Below are 10,036 nucleotides of genomic sequence, written 5' to 3' on the forward strand. Positions count from 1 at the left end.
GACGAATCGTAGTCGATGTTCCCGCCGGTCCGGATGTGGGTCGCTTTGTCGGCTCCCATAGCCAGTGCCTTGCGAATGGTTTCCGAGGCGGTATCGGGACCGACCAGTACTACTTCCACTTCTCCTTCCCCCCCGTGCTTTTCTGTAAGCACCAGGGCCTCTTCTACCGCTGAAGCATCGTAGGCGTTAAGGACCGTGCGGTCGGTATCCTGGATCAGATCACCGTCTTTGATTTGGAGGGGGGCGTTGATATCCGGAACCTGCTTTATACAAATATAAAATTTCATAACGCAAAAATTTCAATTGGAATAGGGAATAGTTATCTCGTCTCAGGTTTAATATACAAAACCTGATCTTTAATTTTCAGTACGTTCCCGGCCTTCGTCCTGTGTGTCGGTGTGAAGGTCAGAGGGGTATTGAAGGAATTAGAGGGTTCATTTCGGGGTGGTAATACGCAGGTTGTGCTTTAAAAGATGATATTATTTCCTATTTTCAGGGAGATCTGCGCAGGCGTACGCGCTGGCCGGATCGCGATCCTGTTTCAGAGGTTTTGGCAATGGCAATGAAATCCATTTGCTAAGTCTGTTATTTACTCACCAATTTATTTTATATGCGCATACCATCGGAAAAGCAAGAGGTTTTTGAAGAAGTGGCTCAAAAGATTAACAATCAGGGATTTACTATTGTTGACCAGGATCGGCAACGCCCGTGGGGAGGGTTTTTTGTCATTGATGAGCAACAGGCACAGGAATTTGCCAGCACTTATTTTCCTCATCTCTCCATGGACGACCTGACCATATCAGGTAAGCTGAGTCCCAAGGTTCTTATGGTAGCGCCCGGCAAAAGGTTATCCTGGCAATACCATCACCGGCGTGCCGAGATATGGAAAGTTATCAAAGGACCGGCCGGGGTTGTCACAAGCGAAACGGATGAGCAGGGCAATCTTGAGGAGTATGATTCCGGAGATGTTATCACCTTACGGCAGGGAGAACGCCATCGGCTGGTCGGACTTGATAACTGGGGCGTACTTGCGGAGATATGGCAGCATACCGATCCCGCCCATCCTTCGGACGAAGATGATATTGTACGCCTGCAGGATGATTTTGGTCGGTAGGCGGGGAGCATTCACCGTGCAAATGGGCGGTGAACAAGGCCTTTGTTTCCATAAATTGAGGTACACAAGAGTAAAAATAAGACAGCTATTTTACAGAAAAATTTTATTCTTATATATCTGGTTTCTACATTGTAGTATTCGATGGACGTCCGTCAATACCACAAAGCTGTTCATTTGATAATAGCGTCGTGGTAAAATGTTAATATACCTGCTATGAAGCGTATGGGTCGTTATATATTGCCTTTTTTTGCAGTTTGCCTGGTATCGTGCAGCGCTTCCAGGAATCTGGATATTGAGCGGGGTACGGGATATAACTTCAAGGCCGGTCATCCTGAATTCCGTACCGCTGCCTTTGGATTCGTTGACGAAGAGAATAATACCATTCTTGAAATCACGGCCGAGGTAGTGAAGGGCAGCCTCATCTATAAGGAAGAGGATGATACGCTGCAGGCGCGCATGTTGGTGGAATACCAGGTTCAGGACCTGGAGGATTCTAACAATATCCTGGTTTCCAATCAGATGGAAAGGACGGTAAAAAGCACCGACAAGGCTGTTACTTCGAGCCGCGAAGCCCTGGATTTGACATTTACTCATGCCGTAGACCCCAGCAGGTACCGGGTGCTGGTCAGCATAACGGATCTGAATACCGAAAAGAATATTACGCAGTCAGTCGAAACGGCCATCCCGCAAACCGAGCAGGGTGATTATAATTTGTCAAATATCCAGATGTTCGGAAAAGAGAACGCCGGGGGAGATTGGGAGCAGCTCAACACCTACGATGTAAAGGGGGAGGTAGATTCGCTTCGCTTCGTATTCCAGGTAATCAGTCCGCGTACTGACGAGCGTATGCAGATCCGGTCGCAACTGCTTCACTTTGAATCGGACACCAGCTACCCCCGGCCAATGCATTACTCCAATTACAGTCCCTCTTCCATAGAATATAAAGGTATTGACTATGATGAGGAAACCGAGCTGCAATCGAGCCAGCGTGTTTTAACGGATTACAGCAGTACCTATATTGAATATAAATTTGCTGCCCCGGGCCGCGGGAACTATCGTTTTGCGGTGAATGCCCGGCGCGGTGAGGAAGAAGAGCTGTTTAAAGCCCGTGACTTTGGCGTTAAAAGCAAAAACTATCCTAATATCAGTACGGCAAAGGAACTGGCACGCCCCCTGATATACCTGATGGGAGAGGGGGACCATGAGGATATGATGGAGATCTCGAACGCTGATTCTTTGAAAAAAGAAGTGGATCGGTTCTGGCTAAAAAATATAGGCAATACCAACCGGGCCCGGCAGGTTATCGAGATGTACTACCAGCGGGTGGAAGAGGCCAATAAGCAGTTCTCTAACTTTAAAGAGGGCTGGAAAACCGATCTGGGGATGATCTATGTGCTCTTTGGCGCTCCCTGGTATACCAGAGATCGTCTGAAAGAGCTGATATGGTATTACTCCTATAATCACAGCGATCCGGATTATTCTTATTATTTTGATCAGCCCAAACTAAGAAATAAGTATTATCCCTTTTATCACTATCTTTTGCGCCGCAGCAATTACTACTATACGGTTCAATACCAGCAGCGCCAGCTATGGCTGACCGGCCAGATCCTCACGCGGCAGATATGATGAGACTTCAGCAAATCTAAGCCCGTTTCATCTTCATCTCCAGATATCGTTTCCGAATTTTATTTCATACATTAAAGCGCTTTCATGGGTTGGTTTAAACAGTGCGTTATACTTTAGCCCGTATTTCTCACAAAGATGTATGGTGTATTGTTGTAACCTTTTGATGCAGATAAACTTATATCGACTTTTGAGGTCAAAAAAATATGACAGTATGTAACATACTTCGCAGGTTGACCATCAGCGGCATTGAAGACCAAAATAGCATGCCGGGCACAGGGGGTACGTCTGCGCTGCTATTTTTCCTTTGCCTTGCTGAAGAACAAATTTCCTGGTGAGAAATCCGCGTTAGTCGCGAGAAGTAGTGAATTTATAACTTTGGAAATATCAGAACGTAGATGAACACAGGCGAACGACGAACAAAAATTGTTTGTACTTTGGGTCCCAGCAGCAATACGGAAGAGAAAATAGATGCGCTGGTTCGGAACGGTATGAACGTAGCACGAATAAACTTTTCACACGGTACGCACGATGAACATGCCGACGTTATCAGAAAGATCAGAAAAGTGGCCGATCGGTACGAGGTCAGTTTACCTGTTTTAGCGGACCTGCAGGGACCCAAAATCCGGGTGGGCACCATGAAGGGAGGGGGACAACCGATAAAAGAGAATGATTATATAACGATTACGACGCAAGAGGTGGAGGGGACTTCTGAACGTATTCCCGTTGATTACCCGTACCTGGTACAGGATGCCTCGGAAGGGAACCGTATTCTGGTCGACGACGGATTGCTTGAGCTCAAGGTGATTAAAAAAAATACGGACAGCCTGGTGGCCCAGGTAGTTGTGGGGGGATTGATAAAATCACGAAAGGGCGTAAACCTTCCTGACGTTAACCTCTCCATGTCGTCGCTGACGGACAAAGATGTTAAAGATCTGGAATTCGCCGCAAAGAAGAATGTCGACTACTTTGCGATGTCATTCGTCCGATCGGCCGGTGATATTCAGGATGTGATATCACGAGTGCGCGCAGAGGGTTCCAATGCAGGCATCATTGCCAAGATTGAGAAACCCGAAGCGGTAGAGGTGATCGACGAAATTATAGAAGAATCGAATGGCATTATGGTGGCCCGCGGGGACCTGGGAATTGAGATTGCCAGTGAGAAAGTGCCGTTGGTACAGAAAAATATTATTGACAAATGCCGAAAAGCCGGGAAACCGGTTATTACCGCTACACAAATGCTGGAATCGATGGTGGAAAACGCCCGTCCCACCCGTGCTGAGAGTTCGGATGTGGCCAACGCCGTACTTGACGGCACTGACGCGGTCATGCTTTCCGGGGAGACCGCCGCCGGTAAATATCCCGTAGAATCCATCAAGACCATGGATAAAATATGTCGGTCTATTGAAGAGAACGCGCCCGATATGTATCGCAGTCTCGATTACCGACAGCCGGAATGGAAGGAGAAACAGATTATTGAATCGCTGGCTTATTCATGTGTTGTGCTCGCCGATAATGTAGAGGCCCGCGTTATCAGCACAATCACGCATTCAGGCACAACGGCGCGGCGAATCGCCAAATTTCGTCCCCGCGTACCGCTGGTGGCGTTTACCGAAAGTGATGAAGTACGCCGTCAACTGGGACTGGTCTGGGGCGTTCAACCCGTAAAGATCGATGAAATATTTAATACGGACGAGAGCGTGCGGATGATGGAGGATTACCTTAAGGCCCACGGCCTCGCCCAGGTCGGGGAACGGGCTATTATCGCTACAGGTATGCCGATTGCCAAAAAAGGGCGGACCAATATGATTAAGGTCAGTACCATAGAATAGATGCCAGGACGATACAATACAGTTCCACCCATTTCTTTTACCGTGTTTCTTCTATCCCATATCCCATTGCTCACCAGGGAGTGCAGGTCATACTCCGTAGATACGTGCTATTTCTTCACGCCTTCCTGTGTGGCACGATGAACCGGGTTTGCGGAATGCAGTACCCGCCGGTATTCTTTGATCAGCTGCTGCCGGATGGGTTTTGATCTTTTAAAGATAGCATGCTGTTTTTTTACGTATTCCCGTCGGCCCGATTCGTTTTCAATTTTAATGGGATCCAAGCCACGGTGCCTGAGGTCATAGGGACTGGCTTTCATATCGACGATACGCGTTTCGACGGCCAGTTCAAAAGTGTGGCGAATCGTACGACTCGAAATCCAGGGATACATTTTGAACGCCCATTTATAGAGATCCATATTGGTATGCAGGCAGCCGGGCTGTTCCATCCTGTGGAAGTTCTCTCTGTTCAGTTCAAACTTATTATGCGGCTTGGCCTCGTCCGTAAAAAAGCGGAAGGCGTCAAAGTGAGTGCAGGCCAGGGGACGTGATTCTACAAAAGCAGCAAGCTCATCCCTGTCCATCCGCAGGGAAAGGTACTGGTGCCTGATCCTGTCGGCCTTGTAAACCATGGCCCACTCATGCATACCGAAGCATCCGAAAGAGGGACGACGGTCCGCTGAATTCTGTAAAACCTCCAAGATCCACTTAAGCGAAGAAAGGCGGTCCGCAGAAAAATGCGTGATGTCGAGAAAGCAACCGTTGTTCCGACTGGTCATCTCTTCAAACGGCCAGTCGTGAAGATGTCCCTCGAGCAACAGCACGCCCAGTCCCGGCGACCACCGGCGCAGGTGCGAGGGACGGAAAGCGTAATATTCAAATAAAAAGTCCATAACGGGATCTTTTTGCTGCTCGCTCCTCCGCTGCAGGTAAGGGTCAATGAGCTCCCCGATCGTTTGTTCATGACGGGCTTTATGTCGCTGCCATTCGCCGGGGGCAAGCTGTGTATGAATATCCGGGGATACTGTTGTGGGCTCAGGTGATTTCATATTCATATGTTGTAATATAACAATCTTTCAGCATATTAATTAGTGGTGTTCAGGTGATAAGCGCAGCAGCGCGGTGTGTCAGCCAGTGTCGGACAGGGTTAAGATAATTAAATTTCCGGACCGGGCTAATGTTCAAATACGTTTTCTCCGGCAGTTTCGATGCTCCGGAGGCTGGACCATGCGTGGTCCCTGACAAAGAGCCGTCTGATGAGGCCAATACAACTTTCGACGGGTTTACGGGGACGGAGGCCTTATGAATAACACAGCTTTTTTTCGCGGTGGATTGATACGTCCAAAATGGGTATGCTACAGGTGAATATTCACAAATATTAATAATCCGTGGCTGAATCAGACCGAGGTAAAGCGGGTGGGGATAATCAGGTTTGGCACTTTGTGTTACACCTTCGCCTCCATTATCAACTTTTTATCCTGTCGGGCGCCTATTTACTGGGAGCCCTCTTAAGCGATCATTTTAACCTGCAATGGTTTGTAATACAGTTCTTTAATGTGCATCTGCTTCTTTTTGGTGGAGCGACAGCCTATAATTCGTATTGGGACCGGGACGAGGGTCCCGTGGGGGGACTTCCAAACCCTCCACCGATGGCCCGATGGATGTGGTTTGCTTCGCTGCTTATGCAGGTGGCAGGACTCCTGCTGGCTATTCCGATGGGGGGCTTTTTCGTGGGAATCTACCTGTTGAGCATGGTCCTTTTCTGGTTATATTCCTCGCCCTGGTCCCGCTGGAAAGGACGTCCCCTCATGAGCCTTGTTGCTATTGGGATCAGCACGGGCTTTAATGCCGTACTGCTGGGCTATTATGCCACAGGATTCGGCCCGCTACACCCCTCGATATGGATTGCAGCCGCGGGCGTGACCTTGATCCTGTTAAGCCTGTATCCGGTATCACAGATCTACCAGCAAGATGAAGATCTGCGAAGGGGAGATCGAACCTTTGCCGTTTCCTATGGCAGGTATACGGTTATGCGCTTTTTTGAAGTCTCCTTCGCAGTGGGATTGCTGTTGGTGACTTTAGCGATAGGATTGCAACATTTGATGCTGGGCCTGTTATTCGGAACGACAGGAGGTGTTACAGGCATCCTGGTAGGCAAGAAGCTAAAAGTAATGATGGCAAAAAACGAAGGGGATTATCGAAGTGTGATGCAGGTAAAATACCGGACTTCCATGGCGTTTGTATCCTTTCTGGTAATTGCGCTATTCGCTAAACATAATGATTTTACGAACTCTTTTGCATTTGTTGAATGGTTTTTAAAATAAATGCGTTGTGCCTTCCTAACAGCAAAAAGCGTAAATAAAGACACCTTGCATGGGGAAGGCTTTCGACCTTCAATTGCCATTGGAGGAGGAAGATTAGCTGCCCCTAACCGCTGAAGGTGTTGCACTATTAAGATAACTGTGAATTTATGAATCAGATAATAGGACAAAGTATTACCCCGGCAGTCATTGACAGCGGCATGAGCTATGAAAGGTACCGGTCACTGATCGATGGGTTGCTTGAGGAGGGGAAGACCACCGGCACGAATCATTCGGAAGCGATGATTAATTATACCAAAATGAATGTCCACCGGATGAACCGCCTGGATAAGCAGGTCCGGCTATCAGATTCACTGAAAGAAGCGTTACAGGATGTGGATGAGGACTGGATCTGGCTGGTACTGACGGAAGCCTGGTGCGGAGATGCCGCCCAAAATATACCGGTATTGGTCAGGATGGCCGAACAAAATGACCATGTTAACCTGAGGCTTATACTACGGGATGAACACCCCGATATCATGGATGAGTACCTGACGAACGGGGGACGCTCGATTCCCAAGCTGGTGTGCCTTGAGGCCGAGACGCTGGAAGAGCTCGGGACATGGGGTCCCCGGCCGGGGGAAGCGCAGCAGAAAGCGATGCAGTGGAAGGATGATCCGGAAATAAGTACGAAAGAGTGGGCTGAAAGGCTGCACAAATGGTATGCAGGCAACCGGACAGAAGATATACAGGAAGAATTTGAAGAGCTGATCGAACAGTGGTCTGAATGAAGAATTGAACCTGGCATCGACCGCGGGATTTAGCGGACCGGCCGGCCATCATTCAGGTTTCGAGGGAAGGCCGGCGGTCTTAATGTATAAGCGTCATTTTTTTGGAGTCTATTTGCGTCCCCCTGCTCGACTGTGCTACCAGGCGATAGATGTAAATTCCGCTGGCGAGGTGGGAAAGATCGATCTGTTCATCGTACGAACCCGCGTTAAAAGATTCGGCACGAAGAGGCTCGATTACTTTCCGCCCGTTGATAGAATAAATAGTAAGACTGACTTCACTGTCTTCGGAGACATCAAACGGGATATTCGTCGTACCCCTGAAAGGGTTCGGGTAATTCTGGTTAAGCGAAAAACGGATCGGGGGAAGCACCGTAAAGGTAACCGCCGCCGGTTCGGTACCGTTTGAGCGGACCTTCAGCATCACTTCATTGTCCGGGGCCTCCGGGAAGATGGCATCGCGGGGTACTTCAATGGTGAGCTCGCCGGCCGTTGCATCAAGGACCGTAGCCTCGGTTTCTCTGGTCTGGTTATTGTATCGATCGGTCAGTATAACCTCATTTTCGGATGCCGTGGTATTAAACTCGAAATTTTCCGCCCGTATGACCACCGGTTCACCAACCCTTTCCTCTGTTTTATCCAGCTCAATCCAGGGGATATCGGAGATATCCACCGTACCCCCGAAATCACCGGAAAGCATACCGCGTCCATGCGTGCCGGCTGCTATATCGCCGTCTGCAATCCTGGCTGCCACATCGTCCGTTACCGCATTCCCGATAACATCGGCGGCCTCCTGTCCCCATTCCGTATTGGCCCCCTCAAGCGTTTGCGTTGAATACAAACCCGTGCTGGTGCCCAGGAGATAGACGGTACCGTTTTCGGCCGGTATGATTGCCGCGGATCTCAGAGAGGGACCGGGATTGGACTCGTTGCCCGTCAAATTTCCTTCCACGGCCGTCCAGTTCTCGCCGCCGTCGCTCGTATGGTAGAGTCCGACGATATTATAGTTGGAAAGCACCGCCAGCACTTCGTTGGCATTGCCCGGATTCACGGCAATATCCTTGAGATAGGCGCCGTTGAGCCCGGCATCGCCGGGGAGCGATACATCGGTTATATCATCCGTAGTCGTGTGGGCATTATCAATGCGCTTGATAACGGGCTCACCATTCGTGCTGAATCCTCCCAGATACAATATATTGGCCGGGACGGTGGACACGGCAAGGGAGGAAATCAGGTTTCCGCTGCCAACCGACAGGTCGGACAGCTCCTCCCATCCCTGTGTAGCACCCGAGCTGGAATTATCATTGGGAATGGTATTCAGGCTGGTATTTCGCCAGATGTAATGCCCGTCCGGGTAATACATAACGTTTTCGTCATTGGGGTCCACCTGGTAGGGATGAATGAACAGCTGATTTTCCGCCGCGGAGGGATAGACATACGAGAGTTCACTGAAATCATCCTCCCAGCGGATGACTCCGCCTTCCTGCTGCGAAACGTAGAGGTAATTCTCCGTAAAATAGGCATGCCCCCCGTCGCCGGAGGAGATGTCCTGGGTATTCTGGCTGTTCTGTGCCCCGGCCTGGAAAAAGGGTGTTCCGTTATCCTGTGTGCCGCCCGCACGCCGGTTATCATCCGCGAAGTTGGGGATAGCGGCCGTATAAAACTGAGAGGTCACGTAGCCGTCGTCGCGATCCTCCCAGCTTACCGATTCCGCCGTAACATCGGTGGTGTAACTCAGTCCCCCGTCGTGACCCGCCCACATGCGGTCGGGATCGGCGGAGGGTTCGGGAAAAATTACCCGGTGCTGGTCGGCATGCTGGTTGGGGTACTGGGTAAAACTGTTATTTTTGTTATAGCCACCGATCCAATATTGATCTTTCTGGGCCTCGTTCTCCCCGTCATATCCTCCTTCCGGCGTGGTCGCAAACCCATCGGTGGAACGAAAAAGGTTGATGCCGCCCACCAGCACGAAATCTTCATTGTCCGGCTTTACAGCCACTTCCATATTATATCCGCCCTGCATTTCCATATAGCCGGTATCTTCGTCGTCAACGCGAAAGTCGGGCAGGTGCTCCGAGCGGTCCTCCGCACTGCCGGCGGACAGATCCAATTTGTGAAAACTTACGCCCTGGTTTTCTGTATCGTTAGCTCCCTTCAGGGTTAACACATACAGAATATCGGGATTACCCGGGGCAAAGCTCAGCACGCTTCTGCGGTGGGTGTCGGGATACGTATCGGGGGTGACCTCGGTCCATTTTTGTCCGTCGTCGGTAGAGATGAATACGCCCGGGTTGTGATTGGGAGAACCGGGATCGGTGGATTGTTGATCGTCAAAAGAGGCTTCGGAAATAACGGCTGCGAGGGTCCCGTCACCGGCCACGG

At 49.9% G+C, this 10,036-nt stretch carries 7 protein-coding genes and 1 pseudogene; 5 read left to right on the forward strand and 3 right to left on the reverse strand.

Translation table 11 applies throughout. The features are described from left to right. A pseudogene (locus tag ACESLU_RS07700) lies at positions 1-287 on the reverse strand (electron transfer flavoprotein beta subunit/FixA family protein); the annotation flags it as partial. Between the two features lie 323 nt (positions 288-610). On the opposite strand from ACESLU_RS07700, the gene ACESLU_RS07705 reads away from it, so the two are divergent. The 3 genes from ACESLU_RS07705 to pyk all read left to right on the forward strand — a co-directional run bounded on the left by ACESLU_RS07705 (position 611) and on the right by pyk (position 4,569). Beyond that, positions 611-1,114 carry a phosphoheptose isomerase gene (locus tag ACESLU_RS07705; RefSeq protein WP_372637442.1) on the forward strand — a complete coding sequence of 168 codons (504 nt, stop codon included), beginning with the start codon at positions 611-613 and terminating at the stop codon, positions 1,112-1,114. A 213-nt stretch (positions 1,115-1,327) separates the two neighbouring features. Next, positions 1,328-2,740 (forward strand): GWxTD domain-containing protein, encoded by a 1,413-nt coding sequence (locus tag ACESLU_RS07710; RefSeq protein ID WP_372637445.1) that lies wholly within the window; start codon positions 1,328-1,330, stop codon positions 2,738-2,740. 395 nt (positions 2,741-3,135) lie between these two features. Then, complete coding sequence (pyk, locus tag ACESLU_RS07715; protein ID WP_372637447.1) at positions 3,136-4,569, forward strand: pyruvate kinase; 1,434 nt, start codon at positions 3,136-3,138, stop codon at positions 4,567-4,569. Between the two features lie 107 nt (positions 4,570-4,676). Here the strand turns inward: pyk and ACESLU_RS07720 are convergent, their stop codons facing one another. After that, positions 4,677-5,615 carry a 3-methyladenine DNA glycosylase gene (locus ACESLU_RS07720; protein ID WP_372637449.1) on the reverse strand — a complete coding sequence of 313 codons (939 nt, stop codon included), beginning with the start codon at positions 5,613-5,615 and terminating at the stop codon, positions 4,677-4,679. A gap of 393 nt (positions 5,616-6,008) precedes the next feature. Here ACESLU_RS07720 and ACESLU_RS07725 point away from each other — a divergent pair, with 393 nt between their 5' ends. Together ACESLU_RS07725 and ACESLU_RS07730 are read left to right on the forward strand one after the other, a co-directional pair. After that, complete coding sequence (locus tag ACESLU_RS07725) at positions 6,009-6,890, forward strand: UbiA family prenyltransferase (RefSeq protein ID WP_372637452.1); 882 nt, start codon at positions 6,009-6,011, stop codon at positions 6,888-6,890. A 146-nt stretch (positions 6,891-7,036) separates the two neighbouring features. Then, the gene (locus ACESLU_RS07730; RefSeq protein WP_372637455.1) at positions 7,037-7,657 is read left to right on the forward strand and encodes a thioredoxin family protein; all 621 of its coding nucleotides are present in this window, start codon (positions 7,037-7,039) and stop codon (positions 7,655-7,657) included. A gap of 79 nt (positions 7,658-7,736) precedes the next feature. Here the strand turns inward: ACESLU_RS07730 and ACESLU_RS07735 are convergent. Further along, the coding region (locus ACESLU_RS07735; RefSeq protein ID WP_372637457.1) for a T9SS type A sorting domain-containing protein at positions 7,737-10,036 on the reverse strand (2,300 nt) is incomplete at its 5' end.

Source organism: Fodinibius sp., assembly GCF_041642155.1.
Lineage (GTDB): Bacteria > Bacteroidota > Rhodothermia > Balneolales > Balneolaceae > Fodinibius.